Below are 22,815 nucleotides of genomic sequence, written 5' to 3'. Positions count from 1 at the left end.
GAATGATCACGCAAGGCGTTGAAAGGCATCACAAACGGCAGATCCTCTCGGTACCCAGTCTGAAAAAGTCGTCGATGGCCAAACAATCTCGTAAGATGACGATGGGACGCAGTCTCCTAGACTGCATCGCCTATCGGGGGCTTATCAAACAGACTGACCTCGATGCAGCGATAGAAGAATCTCTGTCACGGGAAATTGATCTAGAAACCCTCTTGCTCGATAAGTATCGCGTGCCGAAGTCAGCGCTCGGGTCGGCGCTCAGCGAGTTTTACCAATGCCCCTACGTCTCCTATGATGAGCGAACCGTCATCGACCCGGAGCTTTTGAAGAATCTCAGTTTCGATTATCTCAGAAGGAGCGCCTGGATTCCGTTGAAACGACAGGGGACTATCCTCGACATTGTCATCAATGATCCGCACGATCTGGAGAAGGGCCTCGATATACGACGCGCGTTCCCTGGAACGACGATACGATTTTCCGTCGGGCTTCGGCGGGATATCGAACAATATCTCCTTGTCGCAACAGGGCAGGCCAACGGGGGATCGATAACCGAGATTCTTGGAGAACTCGTCGATGAAGCGGGCCTCGAGCGAAACCGGGACGCCGAGTCCGGAGAGATCGATGAAAACGATTCGGCCATCGTGCGTCTCGCAAACCAGGTGATTGCCGAGGCGTATCGATTAGGGGCCTCGGATGTCCATATTGAGCCCTATTCAGATCGCAAGGAGACGGCAGTACGGTTCCGTGTCGATGGGACCTGTTTTACCTATATGCATATTCCTGCAGTCTATCGGCGCGCCATTGTTTCGCGGCTGAAGATCATGGCCAACCTCGATATAGCCGAGAGACGGAAGCCTCAGGACGGCAAAATCCGCTACAAATTGGCGAAGGATCGTGAAATCGAATTGCGGGTAGCTACATTGCCTACAGCAGGAAACAACGAAGATGTGGTGCTGCGTCTCCTAACGGCAAAGGAAACCATGCCTTTAGAGGCCATGGACTTTTCCCAAGACGTTCTGCAGATGGTTAAAGAATTGTCCGAACGTCCGCATGGCATTTTCCTTTGTGTGGGTCCGACTGGTTCAGGGAAAACCACCACCCTGCACGCCGTAATGAAGGACATCAACACCGACGAGCGAAAGATTTGGACGGCAGAGGATCCCATTGAGATCACACAAGAAGGTTTGAGACAGGTTCAGGTCCATCCGAAAATCGGTTTTACTTTTGCCGCAGCGATGCGCGCGTTCCTTCGGGCCGATCCGGACGTGATCATGATCGGGGAGATGCGCGACAAAGAAACGGCCGATGTCGCGATAGAAGCTTCGCTCACCGGTCATCTGGTGATGAGCACGCTCCATACGAACAGCGCGGTAGAAACCGTCACTCGATTGCTGGACATGGGTTGCGACTCGTTCAACTTTGCCGACGCGATGTTGGGGGTGTTGGCTATGCGCCTCTGCAAGCGCATTTGCTCTCAGTGCAAAGAAAGCTACCACCCGACTCAGCAAGAATATGACGACCTCGTGCAAGGCTATGGAGCCCGTTATTGGGATAAGCTCGGAGTTACCTACACCGACGATTTGGCTCTCTACCGTGGAAGAGGTTGTGACGCCTGCAATCACAGTGGGTTCAAGGGAAGGGTGGCGCTGCAAGAACTCCTAGTTGGATCGGAGGAGATTAAGAATCTGATCCAAGCCAGAGCGAGGACGGCCGAAATACTTAGCGTGGCGATGCGGGATGGAATGGTCACCTTGTTGCAGAATGGCATCCAGAAAGTCCTGAAAGGTCTGACGACGTATCGGCAAGTCCGGGCTGTGGCGATAAAGTGAGACTCAGGTTAAGACGCCTTCTCCAGCAGCAAAGCGAAAGCCTGCAACCGCGTCAACATTTCGGGTGAGACGCGGATAAATTCCAGCCCACATCGTTGTCCAGATATCCAGCGAACTCCAGCCAATTCGATGTCGGCAGGAGCTTCGCCGTTCAAGAGATCGATCTCCAGCGAAACGTGGGTCGATACGGACGGAAGTTGCTCCGCCAGCATGGCACATCCCTGTGCCGAAAGATTTAAGACAATTCCGTTCAACTTGTCCTTATTGCTCCCAAATTTGCAAGGAAGCTGGACGGCGAACCGTTGGACCTTGCGAGACTCTTGTTTCATACGATTCCTTTTCACCTATGCAGGTTAAATCCTACCCGATCATACGCCTATTGTCCTAACTCTGTTCTGAAAATGCCACCGTACTTAGGCGGCTGGCTCAAGGATCACGCGATGGCCCAAGCGCTCCAACTGCTTGACGTGCCGGCGGGTGGCCTGCTCTCGATCCCGTTGATCGAGGTAGGCAGCGCCCACCTCGTGGTAGGGCACACGGTCCTTCAGCATGTGATAGACGACTACGAGGATCGTATGCCCGACTGCCACCACCGCTTTCTTGTGCCCGCGATGCCGCATGAGGCGCCGGTAGCGAGCGGCGAGCCGACTGTCTTTGACCCGAATCGCGGCCAAGGCGGCTTCCGTCAACGTGGTGCGCAGCCAGCGGTTGCCCTTGCGGGGCTTGCCGCTCTGCCGCTTGCCCGCACTCTCGTGGTGCCCCGGACAGATGCCCGTCCAACTGCTGAGATGGCGATCCGAAGGAAAGGAGGCCATGTCGACGCCGATCTCGGCCACGATCCCTTCAATCGTGCGCTGGTTCACCCCCGGGATCGCATCCAGCGGGGCCACCACCTCTGCAAAAGGGCGGAGCTGCTCCTCGATGCGCTGGCTCAGGCGTTCAATGGCCTCCTCCAGATAGTCCAGATGCGACAGGAGTTCACTCACCAGGAACGCATGATGCCGACGAAAGCGGCCGGTCAGAGCCTGTTGCAACGCCGACAGCTTGGCGCGCAAGCGCCCCCGGGCCAAGTCGGCCAACACCTCGGGGTCCGTGGTACCAGCGACCAGCGCGTCCAGCATCGCCCGGCCCGACACGCCCAGGATATCGGTGGCGACCGACGCCAATTTCACGCCGGCATCTTCCAGGACCTTGTGCAGCCGCTGGACTTCGCGGGCGCGTTCCTGAATGAGCGTTTTGCGGTAGCGCGTCAGATCCCGGAGCTCCCGGATCGGGGCCGGCGGCACGAAGCTGCCCCGCAGCAGCCCATGCTCCAGCAATTGCGCGATCCAGACGCCGTCTTGAACGTCGGTCTTGCGACCTGGCACGTTGCGCATGTGAGCAGCATTGACCAAGAGACACGTGAAGGCCTCTTCGAGCACGTAATAGATCGGCTTCCAGTACACCCCCGTGCTCTCCATGGCCACGTGGGTGACCCCGTGGGTGGTCAGCCAATCCCGCAACGTCAGCAACTCAGCCGTCGTCGTGCCAAAGGTCCGCACGTGCTGGAGGCGTTCGCCCCCTGGCCCTGCCACCCGCACGCACACCGCGACGGTCTCTTTGTGCACATCCAGTCCCGCGCATCGCTCGAGTACTCGCTCCATGGCCTCCCTCCTCCTGATAGGGGTCAAGGCCGTGGCCTGGAGGCGCCTCCTGTTCACGACTCTGTTCTGCGTGCTCGTGGCAACAATGCGGGGTGCCGAAAGCGCCCGCGGCAGACTAATCGCGGACTCGTGGTACCAAGGGTACCCGCCGTTGACCAGGCCACGGTGCTTATCAGAATAGCGCATGTTCATCATGCGGGGTGAGCCATCGCTCATGAGGACTAATCCGAAAATAAAAATTCGTCTGTTGGTTTATTCCGAGGGCCCTATCATGCCAAACAGCCCCACCGTTCGCACTGAAGACCAGGCCGGGTCACCAACGTGGCGCTCGTTATCCCTCGCGCCGTGCACCCCGTCCCCCAGGCCTTCCGTAGCGCGCGCCATGGGGAAGAGGCGTGTCTTGGCCAGCGTGGGGTAGGAGGGTGGAAAGACTCGCCCCGTTCGCCATGCCACCCGCAACGGCTATCCATTCTGATGTCAAAATTATTTCGCATTAGGGCTAACTCTCCGTCACTTTCCGTAGGGATCACTCACGCATTCTGAATGCTATACAACCGCTCCGTGTACAGAAACCGTACAACGTCCAAGCAGAAAATTGTCCTTCCTGAGTGCGAAAAATGACCGCATTTGTTTGAGTTCTGTAGGGTGAGAATACCATCACATCAAGGGGTTAGGCGATGGCGATGCGGTGCTTAGAGCGGCATGCCCTTTGCTCGATAAGGAGAAGCCATGTTGTTTCAACAAGCAATACGCGACAGACGATCGCAGGACGACCAGCGAGGGTTCACCCTGCTGGAGATCATGATCGTTGTCGCGATTCTAGGGATAAGCGCGGCATTAGCTGTTCCCAATTTCACGATGATGTACGCTCGCCACGAACTCTACCAGACGACCACGAGTCTCTATAACCGACTCGTGTTTGCTCGGTCGGCGGCCATCAGCCGCAATGCGATGATCGTGGCGACACCCGCCAATGTACCGGGCTCCCAGAGTCAAGTCACATTCACAGCCCCTCTGGGTGTCGAAACATTGCCGCTCAACGTGACCTTTGTTCTGCCGTTGCCGGCTACGCCGATCGGCTTTACGCCCAGAGGACTAAGTACGACTCCTCTCGCGCCCATGACGATTCAGCTGCAAAGCGTCCGAGACCCTACTTTGATCTATTCGATCTCGTTGGCGCCGTCTGGAAAAGTCACCTGGTGCAACCAGCAAATCGATCCTTGCATTCGGAATCAGTAGGGAGAAAGAGGACAATGTGATGAAGGCCAGGGATGAAAAAGGCTTTACCTTGGTGGAAGTCTTAGTATCGGCCGCGATTTTGGGTATCGGTGTGATGGGTATGGCGGCGATGCAAGGCATGGCCTTTACCAAGAATGTCGATGCCAATGATCTGTCGCTTGTCACGAACATCGCGTCAGACATGATGGAACGCATTCAAGCCAACCGACAGTATGCCTGGGCCTATCACAATGTTCAGACACTTGGGCCTGGTAATTGTGCAGCAGTTCCGGCTCCGCCACCAATCGGAGTGACCAAGCCGGCGCCTCTCAATATCATCCGAGTCGTTCAGGGCGATTGCACACAGTGGCGTACCTTGGTTCTGGCATCAAACCTGACCAACGTACAAGGAACGATCCAAGTTACTAACGGCGTTCCGGCCAATCCATCACTAGGAGCGATGCAAGTGCTTGTGCAGGTGCAGTGGAATGATCGCGGCGCAGGCCAACGACTCAGGGCTGTAAGCTTTCAGACAACTCTCGTCGCTGAATGACATGGACAGCTAAAGGACAAGACAGGTGGATTCATGATCGCATCTCAAAATCCAACCATATTTGACCAGCGTGGATTTACCCTCACTGAGATTATGGTTGCTACCATGATGACCACAGCCATCGTAGCGGCGGGCTTAGGGGCCCTCACAGTCACACAAAAGACGACCAGAATGACCAATCAAGTGGTGAATACTCAAGCAACAGCGAGAACCGGCCTCGATATGATCACGGCCGACCTAAAGCTCGCAGGTTTTGGCACGCAGGGCCTGGTGGGAGGAGTCGTGCCAGGAGCAGTGGGTAACTGTGTAGTAAACGGAATGCCTGCGGCCCTGGTGCCAGCGGATAATACTCCCGGCGGGCCCGATCTCGGGCCCGATTCAATATCAATGGTCGTGCCGATGACGAATTCAATTGCCACAGTGGGGGCGCTGTGGCAGTTGAACATTCCGGCTGCGCCTGGGACGATCGGCGGTGCGAAACAACCAATAGCCACACTCCCTTTGATGAACAACGCGGTCAATGGTATGGGAGCGGTGATTCCTGGCGGAACGGCTGTATTGCCTGGAATGGCGGTCTCGGTTGGAGGTGTCGCCGGATCACGAATTGCTCCGGGAGGAGTAACCCCCGCAGGATTGAACCTGAACCCAGCCATACCAGATCCGTCGACATTTGGCCACGGCACACAAGTCTACTTACTCCAGTGCATCACCTATCAAGTCATTCCTCCACCTGATCCTCTCGATCTCTGTCAGGGCAATGCCCCTTGTTTGGTCCGCGGAGTGGCACCTGGCGTCCCTCTCCCAGGGACTCCGCCCAATTGTGCTAACCCGAATCCGAATCCTCTCCTTCCTCATCCCTGCGTGCCGGTCATGGATGGGGTAGAAGATCTACAGTTGGCCTACGCGTGCGACGGCTGCAACGTCAACATTAACGGGGGTGAGCCAGACGGTGCGATTGACGATATGAACGGATCCAACTCATTCGATCAGGGAGACTTTATGTCCGGTATCACCGGTGTAAATTGGTTCCTTCAACCGCCTGGCAGCAAGATGACCACAAACAAGATCCGCATGGTTCAGGTCAGCATTGTGGCGAGGCAAACCAGGACTGATCAAGGGACGGGCGAAGGAATATCAACCCTTGTCCAAAACACTAATACGATCCCCACGATCAGCGATCATAATCATGTGAATGGGGTGTTTACTCTCGGCGATAACAGCACGCCGGCTCAGCAACAAGCCTATCTACAGTTTAGGAGACGAATCCTAACCAGGACAGTCGAACTCAGAAACCAGAGGTACTAACGATGAAGTCAGGAAGTAGATTGGAGAGACTGAGGCGGAGAACGCTTGATGAACAAGGGATGTCATTCATGACGGTCATGATGATCATGCTCATGGCCGGAGCGCTGGGTGTTGCAGCACTGACGATGACCGGTCTGGAAAATTCGACGGCCGGAGCCATGCGCATGGTGGAAGAGGGGACTGACGCGGCTGAATCATGTGTAGGGATGGGGGTCAAGGTTATCAAAGATTCAATCGACGATGGACAGGTCATGCCCTGGCTGATCGCTCCCAATGGCCCGGTACCTGCTTCCAACGCAGGCTTCTTAGGGCAAGAGATCAACTTTATTCGCAACAGCCCGGACGTTGCCTGGGGAGCGGGTGCTGTTCCGAACATTGTCATGAACGTCAACAATTATGTTGTGAATGGTGACATCGACCTACAATTTGGGAAGCAACGTGCTGGTGGATCAACTGAAGAACAAACTCCCGCGATGGACATGGTTTACCGGATAGACTGTCAGGCTGTGAATGCTGCGACTGGCGCGACGAGCCGCGTCATAGCTGTGTATCAATGCCTCAAGAGCGGTGATAGTTGTCTGCAACGCTTCTTATAGGCCATATCCATGAGCAAGACGCGCCAGAAAAGAGGAGGCCAGGAGTCATGATCACCCTAAGTATTAAGAGGGCTTGGAGCAAGGGGGCAGCCTATGCAGTGGCCTTTGGAATTGGGGCGATGGTTGGGCTTGCTCCTGGGACGACTTACGCGGATCAACAGCCTCCGATGATGACGGTCGGATATCAGAGCGGAATGATCACGGGTGTCTATGAAGCGACTTTTCAGATCGATCACAGGACCTATAGCTTAACCCCTGATGCGGTTCTGCTGGATCGCCACGGCGACGAGTTGAACGCCGGTTATCTCAGAATGGATATCGAGGTGAAGTTCCATCTCCAAAAGGATTCGAAAGACAAGATTGATCGGATGATTCTATTTTTGCCGGAATAGTCCTCCGGCGGAACCCACTTGCGAGAAATCCATGATGAGATTGGAGAAGAGGGAGGGTGCCATGAATAGCCGGAACCTTGCGCTTCGTGGAACCGCCGTACTCGTGCTGATCGGTTGCCTTGCGCTGCCTGCGGTGGGCAAGGCCCAGACGATGGATCAGTACTATACCGTGCCTCCCTTTGTCAGCGATCAGGTCTCGCCGAACATCATCCTGGTGCTCGATAACTCCGGCAGTATGAGCGGTTTAGGGTGTGATCGCACTGATGACGGAGACTGTGTGGATGCTGCGGATCTCGTGTTCACAAACACCACGAACTGGTCCGGCTACTTTGATACGTTGACCTGTTATACGTACGATACAGGGGATACACGTTTTGAACCAACAACTGCGAAGGCGACCCTAGCCACGGCCTGCCCGAGTACTCAGTGGGATGGTAACTTTCTCAATTGGGCCACATTCCGGCGATTCGATGCGCTCAAGAAAGCCATGAGTGGAGGTGATTGTTTTGTGGCCCGTGCGGCTGATGGATCTTGCCCGACAAACGGAAGCCCCGCGCTGAAGACGGTGAGGGCTCAGGTGTCGGGGGTGAATACAGAATTGGCACTCGTGAACTATAACGCTGGTGCAGGGGCTAACACCTATGTGGGTAGGATTCCTTCAGCTGATAGGGGGAGCAATCCAGCAACTATATATATTGGCACCGATGCTGCCTATTTCTGCGTCGACAACGACAACAGTTTTGATAGCAACTGCGGTGATAGCTTCAGCCAGCGGAAATATGAAATCAAGGTCGGCTATAGCCTCGAGCAAACGGGTGTCATCCAGCAGATCGGAGCTTCCGCACGATTCGGTCTCTTTGAATTCAAACCGACCGGCGATGGCGCCCGGATGTTGGTGGGGGTTGGATCACGTCAATCAATCGACTTCAATGGCAGTACTGTAGAAACGTTCAACACCAATACGGCTGCCATGCTGGATGCAGTTCAGGAATCATTCCCCTCGACCTGGACACCCCTCTCTGAGTCGCTCTATGAAACGACGCGTTACGTGGCACAGATTAAGTCAACCTACCTCTCTGGATCGTACGTGTACCCGGTTGCATATTCTGGGGGTAATTCAAACGGGGTGAGTTTTCAGGGAACAGGAGAGGGATCCATCGGGGCTTCAGAACTTACCGTTCTGACCGGCACGGAGGTCTGTCCACCCGGCTACATCACCAATGCTTGTGGGCGAGATCCTTATTTTTTTGGCAGCAATCACACACCGGCATGGGCGTCCACCTCTACTCAGGTGGCTTGTTGTAAGACCTTTATCATCCTCGTAACAGACGGAGAACCGACTCAGGATACGAACATTCCTGCCGGGTTGCAGGACTATGCTCATGGGAGACACGGGCTCCATTGTGTTGGAGGCAACGCCACGATTCATGCGCCGAACGGGACGTGCAATACGAATAGTACTACTCCCCCGGCTACCCTGCTTGGTGAACATAAAACAGATTATGCCAGCAGTGGGAACCACTACCTTGACGACGTCGCCTACTGGGCCCATACGAATGATCTTCGGCCCTGTAATGGGACAGCCGACGGGATGATTCCGGTTCTTGCTGTGACAGGCCATTGCCTGCAAGGGTTCCAGAATCTCACTGTCTATACATTCTTTGCCTTCGGGAACATCGCCGGGCGTGAAATCCTGATGCACACCGCCCAGCTCGGTGGATTTGAGGATAGTAATGGTAACAATATCCCTGACTTGGTTTCAGAATGGGACAAAGTCATCAACGCTACCGGCGCTCCAGGAACCGACGGTATCCCAGATAATTATTTCGAATCTTCGAACGTCGATGACCTCCAAGATCGCCTGATGGCCACGATCACCGCTATCTTGCGGAAGAGCGCCTCCGGTACGTCGGTCTCTGTGTTGTCATCGTCCTCGACTGGTGAGGGATCGATCTACCAGGCCTATTTCTTCACTAGCGACATCGGACAGGGTGGAGCGAACGTCAAGTGGACGGGCTATGCCCATGGCCTGTTCGTCGATGGGTTCGGCAACTTCAGAGAAGATACCGTAAAGGATGGTGTGCTCGATTATAGGAACGATCTGATCATTACGACGAGGTACGACAATAATCCACTCAGCCCAACGTATAGAAAAGTGTTAGTGGACAAGTATGTGGATCTCAATGGTGACGGTGTCGCTGATAATTCCGCGCCGACCATCCTCGGCGATGATCTGAAGAATATCAAGCCGATCTGGGAGGCCGGTGCGGAACTCGCGAACACTCCCTCCGCATCGCGCAAGATTCTCACATGGGTTGATTCAAATATTAATGGCCTCGTGGATCCTGCTGAGCAGATCGATTTCAGTACAGTGAACTGTAACGCCTTGAGGGACTATCTTCGCTATCCGGGGGATGTTTGTTCGGGTAGCAGTAATGCCGTGAATCTCATCAATTTCATCCGGGGCGATGAAGTGGCAGGGTTGCGCACCAGGATGATCGAGACTCCGCTCGGCAGCGGAACGTTCAAGGTCTGGAAACTCGGTGACGCGATTCACTCCACGCCGACCATTGTTGCCGCACCAAGAGCTCGGTTTGATTTGATATACGGCGATGCATCATATAATGCCTACTATCTGCAGTATCGTAACAGGCGGCAGGTGATGTACCTGGGAGCGAATGATGGGATGCTCCACGCCTTCAACGGCGGCTTCTATCACAGGGGCGATGACCCAGCGACTCCCGGAACAGTCGAGCACGGGTGGTTCACCAAGAACCCTACTGATAATTCAAGTGGGCCAAATCTGGGAGCCGAGCTGTGGGGATTTGTTCCGATGCACTTGCTTCCCCAACTGCAATGGTTGGCAAGGACCGACTATACGCATGTCTATTACGTCGATCTCAAGCCGACTGTGGCAGATGTCCGCATCTTCACGCCGGATGCCGATCACCCAGGAGGATGGGGCACGATTCTGATCGGAGGGTTCCGCATGGGTGGGAGCTGCGGAAGATGTGTCGTAGGGTCTGGTGCGCCTCCCATGACGGCCACTATCGGTGGTGTCCCGCGTACGTTCTATAGCGCGTTCTTTGTCCTCGACATCACTAACCCCGAAGTAGATCCGAAACTCTTATGGACCTTCTCCGATATTGACCTTGGTCTGACAACCAGCACTCCGACCGTTGTTCGGACGAATCCGACAGGTGATGCCATAACGAGCAAGGTCAATGAGAAGTGGTATGTCGTGTTCGGGTCTGGTCCCAATAGTTATCAAGGAGACCTTCCAACCCCGCCGACTCAGTCAGCGGCTCTCTACACGGTGGATCTGGCTGCGGGACCTGGCATAGGCAACGTCAATGTAACCCGTATGCCTGTAGGGACCCTTCGATCCTTCATGACAGGCCTGATCTCGGCCGATAAGGATCTCGATTTCAGGACGGATGTCGTGTATGCGGGACGAACTTTGCATGACGGGTCTCTGCCTTGGAGAGGGAAAATGTATCGTCTCACGATGGGCTGTACGGCAGCTCCCTGTTTGCCGATCAGCTGGGGGATAGCAAGCGGGGGCAATCGTGTGCCGACCGAAATGATTGATACTTTCAACGATCCTCTACTTGGAACAGTTGAATTAGGTCCTGTGACCGCTGCTCCGACCTGGACAATCGATGATAGTAATCAAGTGTGGGTCTTCTTTGGAACGGGACGATATATCGGGAATTCCGACAAGGTTGATAACACCATCCAGCGCTTGTACGGCATGAAAGACAAAGTGGTGAACGGATTCTGCACACAGTCCAACCAGCTCAGTTGTTGGACGAATGATCTTGTCGATGCAACGAACGCCGTGGTCTGCATTGTTTGCAGTGGCTCCACCAATCAAGTAACTGATCCGACCAATCCTGGTGTCACAACGTTCAACGGAACGGGAACGACCTCGATGGTCGGCCTGGTGGCCTCGAAAGATGGTTGGCGCGTCACCTTGCCAGGTCCAGTCAGTATTACGAATGGAGGCATTGTCACGAACTACTCAGCTGAACGGTCTGTCGTGATTCCGGCTCTGTTTGGAGGGACGGTCTTCTTTCCGACCTTCACTCCGACATCCGATTTCTGCGCCTCGGACGGGGCCAGCTATCTCTATGGGCTCTTCTACAAGACTGGAACTGCCTCCATGTCACCGGTTATTGGAACTTCGACGTCCGGTAGCAATACCAATGTGACGACGAAAGTCTCGCTTGGGGTTGGTATGGCCTCTGCCTTGTCAGTCCACTTCGGCTATGAAGGAGGAGGCGGTGGAGGAACCGGCCCAGGAGCCAAGGTATGCTCGCAGATGAGTAATAGCAGCACGATATGCACGAATACGGGCAAAGGCGACACTTATAGTAGGTTCGTCAGCTGGGTCCATCAACGGGACTAGGGTGCCATGATGGGAATGTTGTTTAAACAGGTCATGGGTGTGGCACATTCTCGCCATGACTTCCGTGAGTGTAACGAATCGATAGCGACCGATGTGCACACGTCATCTATAAATATTACTCGATATTTACTCCTGGCTTTGGGTATCTGCGCAGTACTCTTCAGCACGTCCTGTACAGCTTCTTCGCCAGGTGCGGCTAATGGATCGACTTCGGGTAAGGGTAACCAGCCTCCAACCATTACTTCTGCGAAGATCCTTAACGAACCTATCCAGCTGACCGGGCCTGTAGGTGTTCAGGTCGATGCACAAGATCCTGAGCGAGAGGCGGTGTCATTCTTATATCAATGGTATGTGGATAACACCGCTCTTGCCGGACAAACCCACGCTACCTTGTCAGCTGAAATGTTAAGTCGTGGGCAGTCAGTTTTTGTGGAAATTATCCCCTCGGACGGTGTTAATAAAGGTCACCCATATCGAGCGAAAAGCATCGAGGTTGGGAATACTTCCCCGAAGGTGGTGGCTATTTTACTGACACCTCAGGCTGCGCGGAGTGGGGATAAGATTGAAGCTGTGGTTGAAGCGAGCGATCCAGACCATGATCGAGTTGATTTGACCTACAAATGGTATCGCAATGAAACCGCGATTAAGGAAGGAGAAGAATCCTTTCTCGATACGACTGGATTTGTGGCTCACGATAAAATTATGGTTGAGGTGACAGCGCATGATCCCGCCGTTACGGGGAATTCTTTGAAGTCTGAACCACTCGTTTTTGGGAATAGTGCTCCGCGGATCGTCTCCACTCCTCCCATCTCAGACTCGCAAGACCGTTTCGACTACACTGTGAAAGCTATGGATCCGGATGGCGACCGAGTGATTTATTATCTAGAAGCCGCCCCGACCGGAATGAGCATCAATGAAACATCCGGCCATATCCTATGGCAGATCCCGTCCGATCAAGAGGGAATCTTCCATATCAAAGTAGCGGCCAAAGACGGGTATGGTGGTATGGCCACACAGGAATTCGATTTGACTTTGACCAGCACAGGTCCCGCTAAGCCGTCGGGAACCTGAAATCTCCTCCGAATGTTGTCTCCGCTTGTGTCTGCTTTTTCTAGTCTGTTACAATCTCTTCATGGTGTAGGAGGGAGACCACCCTAAACTCGTGCGTAAGCTCAAGCTACGAGAAGGCACCAATACCGCTGTTCTGTTCGGTCACCATGACCGGCACCTCAAGTTGATCGAGGACGAGTTGGGAGTCCGGCTCTCTGCGCGAGGGGAGGAACTTACGCTGGACGGTCTTCCCGAGGCTGTCCGTCAAGCAGAACGCATCCTCGTCGAGCTTGCCTCCCTGACCAACCAAGGGATCTCACTCCAAGCTGAAGATGTAACTCATGCGCTCAGCGCATTGCGTCGAACTCCCGAAGCTTCGCTCATGAACCTGCTCGGCGAGTCGGCAATGATCGTCACAAAAAAACGGTTCGTTGGTCCCAAGTCGCCCACACAGAAGGCCTACATCGAAGCGATTGAGGGGCATGACATTGTGATCGCCATCGGCCCGGCCGGAACGGGGAAAACCTATCTAGCTATGGCGATGGCCGTCAGTGCCCTGCTGAACAAAGAGGTAAGCCGGATCATTCTTGCTCGGCCAGCGGTTGAGGCAGGGGAAAAACTCGGTTTTCTGCCCGGCGATATATACGAAAAAGTGAATCCTTATCTGCGGCCACTCTACGATGCATTGTTTGATATGATGGACATGGAGCGAGCGAATCGCTTGATCGAGCGGGGAGATATTGAAATCGCCCCCCTGGCTTTCATGCGCGGAAGAACGCTCAACGATTCCTTCGTCATTCTAGATGAAGCACAAAATGCTACAGCAGAGCAGATGAAAATGTTTCTCACCCGATTGGGGTTCCATTCAAAAGTTGTCGTTACCGGCGACATCACGCAAGTCGATTTACCGAGTGATAGAGTGTCCGGCCTCATTCAGGTGAAAGACATTCTCCGAGAGGTTGAGGGAATTGAGTTCGTGTACTTTGATGAAAAGGATGTGGTCCGACATCGACTGGTTCAAGATATTATCAAGGCCTATGATCGTCATCATCCCATAAATAGCGGTGATTCTCGACATGCTCGAGGGCAGGTCGCCTCTCACCAGCGCCCATCATCCAACCCCCGCAAGTCGCCCGTTGCCGGCTCGTCGTCGCCCGATCTATCCAGCAGTTCCCATTGATGGCTGTCTATCTTCGCGTACGTCTCACGCGGCTGGTTGTACGACAAACCACACTGGCCTATCTAGCCGAACGTGTCTTGTCGGCAGTCGGAGAGCCTCGATCGGAACTGAGTCTAGAATTGATTGGAGACGGACGTATGCGACGGCTGAACCGTGAATACCGCAAGAAGGATCGAACGACCGATGTACTGGCTTTCCCTATCCGCGAAGCCGTTATGCCGCGAGGTGCGAGTCCTCCAACCCAGATGCTTGGTGACGTCGTGATTTCGTTACCAACTGCCATTCGCCAAGCAAAAGAAGCCGGACGATCGATCGACAATGAGCTGGCTATGCTGTTGGTGCACGGGGTGCTCCATCTCTGCGGATACGATCATGAACGTAATCAACGAGAAGCGGCGAGAATGTCACGTCGTGAACGGACCCTGGTGCATCTGATTTCTCCTGTGTCTCGCATAATAACGTTCCGTAGTGAACGGCAAATGCGAGGTCGTTGACGATGGGATGGTTTCAACGGCTGAGCGAAGGGCTAGGCAAAACACGCAATGTCGTGCAACAATCCCTCGACCAATTCCTCGGACGTACACCGGACGAAGAACTGCTTGAAGATCTGGAGGCGGCGCTGCTCGCTGCTGACCTTGGCGCCTGCGCCGTCGGCCGTTTGATGCAGCGGGTTCGGGAAGAGACGCGCGGAGCGGACGCAAAAACTTCGGAAGGGCTTCAGAATGTCTTAAGTCGGTCACTCTACAGTATTTTAAAATCCGTATCTGGACCTACAATCGATCAGCTGGTCAATGAAGGCCCTAGACCGTTTGTCACCCTTGTCATTGGTGTCAACGGCGTAGGAAAAACAACCACCATCGCCAAAATTGCACAGCGAATGAGTCAGGCTGGACGGCGACCACTTCTCGTCGCAGGAGATACCTTTCGTGCAGCCGCCATTGAACAACTTCAAGTTTGGGGGGATCGGATCGGAGTGGAGGTGATCCGTCAACGACACGGTGCAGATCCGGCTGCCGTGGCATTCGACGGCATTGTTTCAGCCAAAGCCAGGATGATGGACATGGTTCTAGTCGATACCGCGGGCCGCTTGCACACAAAGCTTAATCTGATGGACGAGCTGCGGAAAGTCAAACGGGTGATCGCTCAGGAATTACCCGGTGCACCACATGAAGTGCTGTTGGTCCTGGATGCCACGGTCGGACAGAACGCGCTGGCGCAGGCCCGTCAATTTCACGAGGCAGTGGGGGTCACTGGACTTGCTCTGACAAAGCTTGATGGGACCGCACGAGGGGGTATCGTCGTCGCGATTGCCGAAGAATTGAAGCTTCCCTTGCGCCTCATCGGTGTGGGAGAAGGAGCCGAGGACCTCCAGGACTTCAATGCCGAGGCGTTTGTCGCGGCTCTGTTCGGACAGCCGACTTCCTCTTCATAAACCCCGCATTGTCTTCTCATCGTTCACGGTCTCGTGCTATTCTTTTTCCCCAGGGTACGGTTTTTCAGGTTGAGGAAGGGTTGGCAGCGATGATCAAAGTCTTGATCGTGGATGACGATCAGATGAATTGCGATCTACTGCAGAGTGTATTTACCCGCCAAGGGTGCCACGTCATTTCGACGACCAGTGGACGAGAAGGTCTTGATCTATTCCGTGTACACAATCCCCGAGTCACCCTGCTGGATCTTCGTATGCCGGAGATGGACGGACTAACTGTTTTGAAGGAAATCCGGGCTATCGACCCCCATGCGCCGGTGATTATCCTGGGCGGAGGAGCAACCGAAATTCAGGAGAATCAAGCACGCGCTCTACGAGCCACGGATTTTATCAGAAAAGGATTGTCGTTGGACGTCCTCGTCGAAGCCGTCAGTCGACTCTCAAAGCTACCTGTGCCGTCAACAACCGCGCAGCCTCCTCTTGGCAGCGGGAATGTCATCGAGCAGATCGATGAATCTGTCTTGATAATCGATGACGAACCTCTCCTGTGCGACCTCTTGGTCCGTTTTCTCAGTCTGCGCGGTTATCGAGCCTTTGGTGGCAAAGATGGTCACGAGGCTCTGCGGATAGTCGAAGACATGTCGCCCGATGCGATCGTGCTCGATCTGATCATGCCCGGAATGCCAGGGATCGAAGTTCTTCGCTCCCTGCGTGACAAGGGTTATTCGGGTGGTATCATCATCATGACCGGAAGTCACAATGAGGAGTTGCTTCAAGAAGCGTGGAGTCTAGGCCCTCAGGAGATTCTTATAAAACCGGTCGACCTTGAGCGACTCTTGACCGCGATCCAGCTTGTACTCGTCTGCCGCGAGTGTTAAAAAGTTTCCTGATGTCTATCGGGAAACTGGCTCTTCAATTTTGCCTCATTAATCTTCTATTGATCTCCGTCGTCCCGATTCGGGACGCTTTGGCCTCACCATCCAATGAAGGTTTCACACTCGTTCACCATGACCTCTCTGTCGAGCTGAATCCCGCTGTGCACGAATTGATGGCGAGCGATCAGATCGAACTGGAGGTTGATCCACAGGTTACATCGGTCACGTTCACGCTTGCACATACGCTGCATGTCGAGTCCATCGCCGTGCGAACGCACGCGATCTCGGGCGGGCAACGAAACGGGGGCGACGTCGTCCCATTCACGAGCCTGCGTCCTTCTGAGACCACGGTTCAGCGCATCATAGTTTCCCTTCCAACAGAGCGTGGCCGGATGGTCACATTGGTCATGCACTATCGTGGCCAGATCAATGAACCGCCGAAGGAACCGCGTCACTTGCGGTTCGTCACCCCCAGCGAAACAGCGGGGCACATCGGCCTGGAAGGCGTGTATCTGAGCGGTGAAAGCCGATGGTACCCCGATGTCGCCGGCTCACTCAGTACCTATCGAGTGGCTGCTCAGATTCCGCAGGAATGGACTGCGATCGCATCGGGACGGAAGGAAACCGAGACGACGAATGCAGGAAAGGTCTCCTCGACCTGGGTCGCTCAGGACCGGTCTGAAGCGTTCACGCTCGTCGCCAATAAGTTTGTGGCCAAATTGAGAGAATGGAAAGGTCCGACCGGACAACGGGTTGAGCTCCAGACCTATTTCTTTCCCGACAATGCGGGCGTGGCGGAGGAGTATCTCGAGGCGGCGGCAAAATACCTCGACGCGTATGTCAAGATATTGGGGGACTATCCGTTTGAGAAATTTGCGGTGGTAGAGAATTTTTTTCCGAGCGGCCTTGGTCTGCCGTCGTTCACTCTCCTCGGTAGCGGCAGCATCAAGCGGCACTACGTGCAACCCTATGCCTTGGGGCATGAGATCGTCCATTCCTGGATCGGCAATTCGGTGTTCAATCGCGATGAGCACGGCAACTGGGTCGAAGGATTGACGACCTACCTGGCAAATTACTACTGGCACGAGTTGGTTCAGGATACCCAGCAGGCTTTTGAGCAAAGACGAATGATGCTTCAAGGGTACAACCTCTATGTGAAACCCGACGAAGATTATGCAGTGGCGCAGTTCCTCAGAAAACACGACGAGAAGGACAATGCCATCGGATATCAGAAATCGGCCTTCGTGTTTCACCTCCTTCGCCAAGAAATCGGAGACGAGCCATTCTGGCGAGGCTTGAAGGCCTTCGTCAGTATCTATCGCAATCGCCCGGCCGACTGGAGATCGATCGAGGAAGTCTTTTCTCGAGAGAGCGGTCAGAACTTGCGGTGGTTTTTCGAGCAATGGGTCGAACAGCCCGGCGCTCCTCTTGTATCCTTGCGCGATGCCTACGCTCGCCGTGTGAAAGGAGAGGAGAGCAGAGAAGTTTGGCGATTGACGGTTCAGGTGGAGCAGGCCGGGAAGTCGTTTCGGATGGCGATCCCCGTCCGCATCGTGATGAAGGAATCGACGGACATCAAGCCGATAGTGCTTAGCCTCTCATCGGCGAGCGTTGCCGAGTTCGTCCTTCCCGATCAGCCGTTACGGGTGGAGCTTGATCCCGATCTGATGAGTTTTCGCCGGCTGACGAGACGTCAGCTGCCGCCCATGCTGAACGGCTATGTGACGGATCGACAGAAGACCGTGGTACGGGCGTTTTCCGACCCTGCTTCCCCGTTGCAGCAGGTTGTGTCTCGCATCACCGATCATGAACAAACGGGATCGCATAGAACTACGGTGATCTCTCTCAAAGAGAATTCCCTCCCCCGCGATGGATCGATCCTGGTATTGGCAGGAGCCGACGAGCGACAGGCTGTTCAGTCCGCGGTGCAGGAATCATGCGGTGACCGAGTTGCACTCGGAGAGAGAGGTTTCCAGATCGATGGCCAGGCGTATGATGGGCCGAAGCTGGCCGTGCTCTTCTCTTGCCATCGGGCGAATGTGCCGGACAGCATCATCACGGTTCTGTATGGTGTGACTTCTGGCGCAGTCGAAAAACTCTCGCGCTTCCTGTTTTATTATGGGTGGCATAGTTTCGTCGTTTTTCAAGACGGAGTCGTGACGAAACGGGAAGTGTGGCAAGGTTCTCCGGATGTGAAGGAGGTCAGGATTGATGCAAGGCCGTAGGACCGCGGGAATGTGGCTATGGGGGTTCTGTGCCTTGATGAGTATTTCCCCGTTTGCAGTGGCAGCTGATCAGCCGAAGGAGCTTGTGGTGTCGGCGCGTTCTATGGAACCGCATCTCGCCAATATCCGCCAGCTGACCTTTGGTCGCCAGAACGCGGAGGCCTATTTTTCCTTCAGCGGGACCAAGTTGATTTTGCAATCGACGAACAACTGGCTGAGGGATTCGCCGGCCTCTGTCGGCAAACCAGCCGAGTCGGGCCTGGGCTGCTATCAAATGTATGTGATGGATGTGGAAAGCAGGACCGTCCACTTGGTGAGTACCGGGAAAGGCGCAACGACCTGCGGCTATTTTTTCCCCAGTGACAGTCGGGTGCTCTACTCCTCGACACACGCGGCCGGGCCCGATTGTCCGCCAAAACCTAAACGGGATGGGGCCTATCGATGGGCGCTCGACGATTACGATGTCTACTCTTCGAATCTTGACGGACAGGACATGCGGAGGCTGACGGCTTCGCCGGGATATGATGCCGAGGCCACGATCTCGCCTGATGGGAAAACCATTGTCTGGACATCCGTGAAGGATGGAGATCTTGACCTATACACGATGAATCTGGACGGCTCGAACGTGCGTCGCCTGACGGACGATGTCGGATACGACGGCGGAGCGTTCTTTTCACCGGACAGCAAGCGAATCGTCTATCGGGCGGCCCATCCGACCGATCCATCCGAAGTGGCCAAATACAAGGAGTTGCTGGCACAACGTCTGGTTGAGCCCGGTCAGCTTGAACTTTTTGTGATGAATGCCGATGGGTCGAACAAGAAACAGGTCACAACCAACGGCGCGTCGAATTTCTCTCCCTATTTTCATCCCGACGGCACACGCATCATCTTTTCCTCAAACATAGAAACGAGAGGGGAAGGGGGACGCCCCAGTTTCCATCTGTATCTGGTGCGTGATGACGGAACCGGATTAGAACGTCTCACCATGGAGGGACATTTTAATAGCTTCCCTATGTTTTCTCCGGACGGTAAACGTCTCGTCTGGGTATCGGATCGACATGCAAAGGAGCCTGGGGAATTCAACGTGTTCCTGGCTGACTGGGTGCCGTAAGGCACGGTAATCGACGATGAGCGATTGGTGGTCAGTTCCGGAAATCCAGGGAGCCTTGCTACAGATCGTGGCTTGATGAGTGCCTCGTCACAGTCATCCCGGAACAAGCTTACCTCGATCGCCGCAGGCGGTTGTTCCTGCGCCGCATTGGCCATCAACTTTCTCGGCGTGGCTCAGTTTGATCTGCCGATTACCAAGTATGTGCGCTCGGTGACCATTCATCTACCATGGGATCAACTCACTGTTCCGTGGATGGCGTTCACCAGCGATATGGGAGACTGGATCGGCGAAGGATGGCGACTGGCATCCTTAAGCATCCTACTGCTCCTTGGCGCATGGGCTTTTGAAAAGCCGACTATCAGGCTGGTTGCCGTTCAGTCGCTGATCGCTCATGGCATCGCCGCATTGCTCGCCAACGGACTGAAACATCTCATCGGAAGGCCCCGACCGAAGTTCGTCCACTCGGGAGACTGGCAGATGACTCTTTCCTTGGCATCGGGGCTGGACTCATTTCCATCGGGACATAGCACGGCGAGTTTTGCCGTCGCCACGGTGCTGGCTAAACAATTTCCTTTTTTTGGACCGCTCTGTATCGCGATCGCACTGTTCGTCGCGCTCAGTCGTATCCTTCGAGGGTCGCATTTCCTGACTGATGTTGTCGGAGGAGCGGTGCTCGGCATTCTCAGCGGTTTCATCGCTACGGCTCCATTAAGACAGTGGCGCACTTCAATCCAGGATGGGCTACGACATGCTACGATGGGAACGTCGGCGCTCTTTGCCTCGCTCTGGGTCCTATCCCGTCAAATGGAGGGTGGAGCACTGGGCATCCTCTTCTTGACGCTAGGGGCTGGGGCGGTAGCGGGCGGCTTATGGCTTCGGCGACCTCATTGGGTTCGTCGAGGAGGAACAGGAGAGAGTCGGCACTTGAATACCTCGACGCTGTTGATCGCGTACGGCCTGGCTGCCATGACGACTTCACCTCTCGTCCTCTCGTCGGTTGGATTTGCCTGCATGGCGGCTTGGCTCGACGCGTTAGGCCGGAACGGCGACCAGGCTGAGCAATCGCCTGGCTGGTCCATGATACGGGAAAGTGCTCTCATGGCGGGCTTGGCCATTGCCATTTTGATTCTCGTTGATGCACGAGGAGTGCTGCCCTTTCAGTGACCGTTGCACCTTGCCCCGATTTACTCCCGATCCAGTATCTCCCGCACCTTCTGCGTCAGGGCCGCGATGTCGAACGGCTTGTGCAGGAAGTCCACTGTGGATGACTCCACACCCTGCTGAATGACCACATCCTCGGTGTATCCCGACATAAACAGCACCCGTAGCCCAGGCCTGAGCACCGTCAGCCGATCGGCCATCTCCCGCCCGGACAACTTCGGCATCACCAAGTCTGTGATCACCAGATGGATCGGTTCCCGGTGGTTCTCCGCTACCGCCAGCCCTTCCGATCCGTTCGACGCCTCCAGCACGTTGTAGCCATGCTGCTGGAGGAGCATCGCGATCATATTCCTGACCGTGTCATGGTCCTCGACGATCAGGATCGTTTCGTGGCCCTTCGTCGCCGGCTGGATGCTCGGGCTGCTCGGCGTGGTTGGGGCTTCCTTGACCACCGGCAGGTACACCCGGAACGTGGTTCCCTGCCCCACTTTGCTCGACACGTCGATGTGACCTCTGCTCTGTTTGACGATCCCGTACACCGTGGCGAGGCCGAGGCCGGTTCCTTTGCCGGCATCTTTCGTCGTGAAGAATGGCTCGAAGATGTGAGACAGCACATCATCGGACATGCCGCTTCCGGTGTCGCGAATCGACAGCAGGACGTATCGGCCCGGCGTCACGTCGGGATGCTGCTGGCTCGTCGGTTCGCCCAACTCGACGTTCGCTGTGGCAACGGTCAGCCGCCCGCCTTTCGGCATGGCGTCATGGGCGTTCGCCGCCAAGTTCAAGACCACCTGCCCTATCTGCGACGGGTCGGCTTTGACGAGGGCGAGGTCCGGGGCCAGCTCGACCACGAGCTCAATGCCGCTCCCGATGAGGCTCTTCACCATCGGCCCCATATCCCGCAGGACGGTGTTCAGGCTCAGCACAAAGGGCATGAGGATTTGCTTACGGCTGAACGCCATGATCTGCCGGGTGAGCATGGCGCCCTGTTTCCCGACCTCAAGGATGTTCCGTGCGAGTTCTTGTCTCTGTTTGGCGCGCTGGTTGCCGGCGAGCAATAGTTCGCCGAACCACATGACAACGGCCATGATGTTGTTGAAGTCGTGGGCGATGCCGCCCGCCAGCCGCCCGATGGCCTCCATCTTCTGCGCCTGCCGCAGATGCTCTTCCAGTCGGCGGCGCTCCGTGACGTCCCGGAACACCAGCACCGCTCCCTCGACCCTGCCGTTCACGTCCCGGATGGGGGCCGCAATATCGTCGAGGAGGAATTCGGCCCCGGCCCTGCCGATCAGAATGGTATCCTGGGAGAGATTGGTGGGAGAGCCCGTTGCCAGTGCGCCATGAACCGGGTTCGGGACGGGCTGACGGGTCTTTTCCTCAACGATGTGGAAAATCTCAAGCACGTCTCTACCCCGGGCGTCGGCCTTTGTCCACCCCGTCAGCCGCTCGGCCACCAGGTTCATGAACCGCACCCGCCCGCCCTCATCCGTAGCAATCACGCCGTCGCCGATGCTGGAGAGCGAGGCCGTAAGCCATTGCTCGTTTTCCCGCAGCCGACGGTCCATCATGGACTTGTACAGCCCGATCTCGATGGCTGTTTGGATGTCCCTATCCTCGTAGGGCTTGAGGATGAAGCCGGAGGGCTCCGTGACCTTGGCCCGCTGGAGGGTGGCTTCGTCGGAGTGGGCCGTCAGGAACACAATCGGGGTACCCAACCTGGTACGGATCAGGTTCGCCGCCTCCACGCCGTCCATGCCGGCACCGAGATGGATGTCCATGAGGATCAGGTCCGGCCGAAGTTCCTTCGCCTGCCTGACGGCTTCTTCTCCGGACGAAA

General features: G+C 55.4%; 17 protein-coding genes and 1 pseudogene. 15 read left to right on the top strand and 3 right to left on the bottom strand.

Annotated elements, in window-relative coordinates:
• The first annotated feature begins 2 nt into the window (after positions 1 to 2).
• Positions 3 to 1,829, top strand: coding sequence for a GspE/PulE family protein (locus P0120_22805; protein MDF0677141.1), 1,827 nt, complete (start codon positions 3 to 5; stop codon positions 1,827 to 1,829).
• Between the two features lie 8 nt (positions 1,830 to 1,837).
• On the opposite strand, the gene P0120_22800 is transcribed toward P0120_22805, so the two are convergent.
• Together P0120_22800 and P0120_22795 are read right to left on the bottom strand one after the other, a co-directional pair.
• Positions 1,838 to 2,158 (bottom strand): PilZ domain-containing protein, encoded by a 321-nt coding sequence (locus tag P0120_22800; protein MDF0677140.1) that lies wholly within the window; start codon positions 2,156 to 2,158, stop codon positions 1,838 to 1,840.
• An 84-nt stretch (positions 2,159 to 2,242) separates the two neighbouring features.
• Positions 2,243 to 3,472, bottom strand: coding sequence for an IS110 family transposase (locus P0120_22795; GenBank protein ID MDF0677139.1), 1,230 nt, complete (start codon positions 3,470 to 3,472; stop codon positions 2,243 to 2,245).
• 729 nt (positions 3,473 to 4,201) lie between these two features.
• On the opposite strand from P0120_22795, the pseudogene P0120_22790 reads away from it, so the two are divergent.
• The 14 genes and pseudogenes from P0120_22790 (at position 4,202) to P0120_22725 (ending at position 20,981) form a co-directional block, all read left to right on the top strand.
• Positions 4,202 to 4,321: pseudogene (locus P0120_22790) on the top strand (prepilin-type N-terminal cleavage/methylation domain-containing protein).
• A 409-nt stretch (positions 4,322 to 4,730) separates the two neighbouring features.
• A complete protein-coding gene (gene pilV, locus P0120_22785) occupies positions 4,731 to 5,243 on the top strand; it encodes a type IV pilus modification protein PilV (GenBank protein ID MDF0677138.1) in 513 nt (170 codons plus the stop codon).
• A gap of 33 nt (positions 5,244 to 5,276) precedes the next feature.
• Positions 5,277 to 6,548, top strand: a complete 1,272-nt coding sequence (locus tag P0120_22780; GenBank protein ID MDF0677137.1) for a PilW family protein — start codon at positions 5,277 to 5,279, stop codon at positions 6,546 to 6,548.
• Between the two features lie 68 nt (positions 6,549 to 6,616).
• Entirely contained in the window at positions 6,617 to 7,144 is a 528-nt protein-coding gene (locus P0120_22775) for a hypothetical protein (protein MDF0677136.1), read from the top strand.
• Between the two features lie 47 nt (positions 7,145 to 7,191).
• Positions 7,192 to 7,536 (top strand): hypothetical protein, encoded by a 345-nt coding sequence (locus tag P0120_22770; GenBank protein ID MDF0677135.1) that lies wholly within the window; start codon positions 7,192 to 7,194, stop codon positions 7,534 to 7,536.
• A 61-nt stretch (positions 7,537 to 7,597) separates the two neighbouring features.
• Positions 7,598 to 11,947, top strand: coding sequence for a PilC/PilY family type IV pilus protein (locus P0120_22765; protein MDF0677134.1), 4,350 nt, complete (start codon positions 7,598 to 7,600; stop codon positions 11,945 to 11,947).
• Between the two features lie 6 nt (positions 11,948 to 11,953).
• Positions 11,954 to 13,018, top strand: coding sequence for an Ig domain-containing protein (locus tag P0120_22760; protein ID MDF0677133.1), 1,065 nt, complete (start codon positions 11,954 to 11,956; stop codon positions 13,016 to 13,018).
• A 91-nt stretch (positions 13,019 to 13,109) separates the two neighbouring features.
• A complete protein-coding gene (locus tag P0120_22755; GenBank protein MDF0677132.1) occupies positions 13,110 to 14,177 on the top strand; it encodes a PhoH family protein in 1,068 nt (355 codons plus the stop codon).
• Positions 14,177 to 14,671: an rRNA maturation RNase YbeY gene (gene ybeY, locus P0120_22750; protein ID MDF0677131.1), complete on the top strand. Its 495-nt coding sequence runs from the start codon at positions 14,177 to 14,179 to the stop codon at positions 14,669 to 14,671. The genes P0120_22755 and ybeY overlap by 1 nt, the downstream gene beginning before the upstream one ends.
• Before the next feature lie 2 nt (positions 14,672 to 14,673).
• Positions 14,674 to 15,609, top strand: coding sequence for a signal recognition particle-docking protein FtsY (ftsY, locus tag P0120_22745; protein ID MDF0677130.1), 936 nt, complete (start codon positions 14,674 to 14,676; stop codon positions 15,607 to 15,609).
• A gap of 89 nt (positions 15,610 to 15,698) precedes the next feature.
• The gene (locus tag P0120_22740; GenBank protein ID MDF0677129.1) at positions 15,699 to 16,484 is read left to right on the top strand and encodes a response regulator; all 786 of its coding nucleotides are present in this window, start codon (positions 15,699 to 15,701) and stop codon (positions 16,482 to 16,484) included.
• Positions 16,485 to 16,495: 11 nt separating this feature from the next.
• Positions 16,496 to 18,706, top strand: coding sequence for a M1 family aminopeptidase (locus P0120_22735; GenBank protein MDF0677128.1), 2,211 nt, complete (start codon positions 16,496 to 16,498; stop codon positions 18,704 to 18,706).
• Complete coding sequence (locus tag P0120_22730) at positions 18,693 to 19,817, top strand: hypothetical protein (protein ID MDF0677127.1); 1,125 nt, start codon at positions 18,693 to 18,695, stop codon at positions 19,815 to 19,817. Before P0120_22735 ends, P0120_22730 begins: the two co-directional genes overlap by 14 nt.
• A gap of 75 nt (positions 19,818 to 19,892) precedes the next feature.
• Positions 19,893 to 20,981 (top strand): phosphatase PAP2 family protein, encoded by a 1,089-nt coding sequence (locus P0120_22725; protein ID MDF0677126.1) that lies wholly within the window; start codon positions 19,893 to 19,895, stop codon positions 20,979 to 20,981.
• A 20-nt stretch (positions 20,982 to 21,001) separates the two neighbouring features.
• Here P0120_22725 and P0120_22720 read toward each other — a convergent pair.
• A partial coding sequence (locus tag P0120_22720; GenBank protein MDF0677125.1) for a response regulator occupies positions 21,002 to 22,815 on the bottom strand: 1,814 nt, incomplete at its 5' end.

Source organism: Nitrospira sp. (assembly GCA_029194675.1).
Classification (GTDB): domain Bacteria; phylum Nitrospirota; class Nitrospiria; order Nitrospirales; family Nitrospiraceae; genus Nitrospira_D.
Note: the sequence above shows the minus strand (reverse complement) of the source record. Positions and strands in the feature narration are given on the sequence as shown.

Coding starts and splice junctions, on each gene's coding strand:
- P0120_22805 (MDF0677141.1), top strand. CDS start 3: ATGATCACGCAAGGCGTTGAAAGGCATCACAAACGGCAGATCCTCTCG.
- P0120_22800 (MDF0677140.1), bottom strand. CDS start 2,158: ATGAAACAAGAGTCTCGCAAGGTCCAACGGTTCGCCGTCCAGCTTCCT.
- P0120_22795 (MDF0677139.1), bottom strand. CDS start 3,472: ATGGAGCGAGTACTCGAGCGATGCGCGGGACTGGATGTGCACAAAGAG.
- pilV (MDF0677138.1), top strand. CDS start 4,731: ATGAAGGCCAGGGATGAAAAAGGCTTTACCTTGGTGGAAGTCTTAGTA.
- P0120_22780 (MDF0677137.1), top strand. CDS start 5,277: ATGATCGCATCTCAAAATCCAACCATATTTGACCAGCGTGGATTTACC.
- P0120_22775 (MDF0677136.1), top strand. CDS start 6,617: ATGACGGTCATGATGATCATGCTCATGGCCGGAGCGCTGGGTGTTGCA.
- P0120_22770 (MDF0677135.1), top strand. CDS start 7,192: ATGATCACCCTAAGTATTAAGAGGGCTTGGAGCAAGGGGGCAGCCTAT.
- P0120_22765 (MDF0677134.1), top strand. CDS start 7,598: ATGAATAGCCGGAACCTTGCGCTTCGTGGAACCGCCGTACTCGTGCTG.
- P0120_22760 (MDF0677133.1), top strand. CDS start 11,954: ATGATGGGAATGTTGTTTAAACAGGTCATGGGTGTGGCACATTCTCGC.
- ybeY (MDF0677131.1), top strand. CDS start 14,177: ATGGCTGTCTATCTTCGCGTACGTCTCACGCGGCTGGTTGTACGACAA.
- ftsY (MDF0677130.1), top strand. CDS start 14,674: ATGGGATGGTTTCAACGGCTGAGCGAAGGGCTAGGCAAAACACGCAAT.
- P0120_22740 (MDF0677129.1), top strand. CDS start 15,699: ATGATCAAAGTCTTGATCGTGGATGACGATCAGATGAATTGCGATCTA.
- P0120_22735 (MDF0677128.1), top strand. CDS start 16,496: ATGTCTATCGGGAAACTGGCTCTTCAATTTTGCCTCATTAATCTTCTA.
- P0120_22730 (MDF0677127.1), top strand. CDS start 18,693: ATGCAAGGCCGTAGGACCGCGGGAATGTGGCTATGGGGGTTCTGTGCC.
- P0120_22725 (MDF0677126.1), top strand. CDS start 19,893: ATGAGTGCCTCGTCACAGTCATCCCGGAACAAGCTTACCTCGATCGCC.